We start from the raw sequence: 1,467 nt of genomic DNA, 5'->3' as shown, positions 1-1,467 counted from the left end.
CCTGCCTTATGGGCAGATCCAGTAATGGGGAGTTGGCGGCGACTTGATCGCGCTCTTGTGTCCGCCGTCGCCAACCCGGCTCACCATTACGAAGGGCGCTTAAGGAGCGCGATCAGCCTGTCGGACGGCTGGAACGCGCCGCGCCGCAGATGCGGTGGAACGATCGATTCCATGGCGTCGAGCTTCTCTGTCGGATCACCACGGGTGTAGATTTCAGTGGTCGTCAGAGTCGCGTGTCCCAACCAAAGCGACACCTTACGGATGTCCTGCGTTGCTTGCAGGATGATCATCGCGCATGTGTGCCTGAGCACGTGAGGCGAGATGCGTTTCTTGTTGAGGCCGGGATGCGCTCGAGCGGCAGTCGCTGCATGCTGTTTGAGCAGATAGGCGAAGCCCCATCGGCTCAGCGGCTCTCCCCGGGCATTGACGAACACCTCGGGTGCTGCAACCCGCCCGCGAACGGCGAGCCAGGCGCGCAGGGCTGCGGCCGTGGTCTTCCACAAGGGAAGCTTCCGTTCCCGCCGTCCCTTGCCCAGGACACGAATGCTCATCGACGACAGGTCGATGTCCTCGAGATTCAATCCCGTCAGCTCGGACACGCGCAGACCCGCACAAACCGCCAGATGCAGCATGGCCCGGTCGCGGATGCCATCGCGCGTGGCGGGATCCGGAGCGTCGAGCACCGCTTGCAGCTCCTCCCGCAGGAGATAGGGGACCAGACGCTGATCCGTCTTCTTGAATGGGATCGCCAGGACGCGGCGGACATGCTCCAGGGCTGCCGGCTGCCTGTATTCGAGGAAGCGGAAGAAGGACTTGATGGCCGCCAGCCGGACATTGCGCGTCACCGGCGCGTTTTTGCGCTTATCCTCGAGATACTCCAGGAAGTCGCTGATGAGACCGGCGTCGAGTTGCTCCAGCGTCAGCGCCGATGGCGAGACCTTCAGCCGCTTTGCAGCGAACATGAAGAGCAATTGGAAGCTCAGGGAATAGGAGTCGCGCGTATGCCGACTGACGTCCCGCTGGCGGGCGAGTGTCTCATCGAGGAACGATTCGATGAGGGGAGCAATCGGCGTCATGATTGCCTCCCTTCGGTAATGAACCCTTCACCGGCCGCGGCGACGTCGCGCATGAGGTCGGCGGTGGCCTCCAGGTACCAGTAGGTCGCATAGATGTTGACGTGACCCATGTAGGTCGCAAGCGCCGCCATATGCGCGCCGCTTCGGCTTCGATCCGTCGGACTGCCTTGTAGCGCGCGCACCGCAAACGTGTGCCGCAAATCGTGCAGACGCAGGCGGCGCTTCGCCGCCGGTACGATACCCGCCGTGCCGACCAGCCTGTCGAAGGTCTCTTTGACAGCAATGTAGCGCAGAGGCAGACCACGCGCGTCAACGAACACCGGATCAGTCTCGGAACAGGGCCGGCGATGCGCCAGATAGCCATTCAAGCCCGCTACTGCTGTGTCGTGCA

The 1,467-nt window shown here is 62.9% G+C and carries 2 protein-coding genes; both read right to left on the bottom strand.

Annotated features, from left to right (window positions below; all coding sequences use genetic code 11):
* Positions 1-86: 86 nt before the first annotated feature.
* The gene (locus tag NKH02_RS34320) at positions 87-1,076 is read right to left on the bottom strand and encodes a tyrosine-type recombinase/integrase (RefSeq protein WP_352493041.1); all 990 of its coding nucleotides are present in this window, start codon (positions 1,074-1,076) and stop codon (positions 87-89) included.
* A partial coding sequence (locus NKH02_RS34315; protein WP_352884257.1) for a tyrosine-type recombinase/integrase occupies positions 1,073-1,467 on the bottom strand: 395 nt, incomplete at its 5' end. The genes NKH02_RS34315 and NKH02_RS34320, both read right to left, overlap by 4 nt.

This window comes from Mesorhizobium sp. M1396 (assembly GCF_040317725.1).
Classification (GTDB): Bacteria; Pseudomonadota; Alphaproteobacteria; order Rhizobiales; family Rhizobiaceae; genus Mesorhizobium.
Note: the sequence above shows the minus strand (reverse complement) of the source record. Positions and strands in the feature narration are given on the sequence as shown.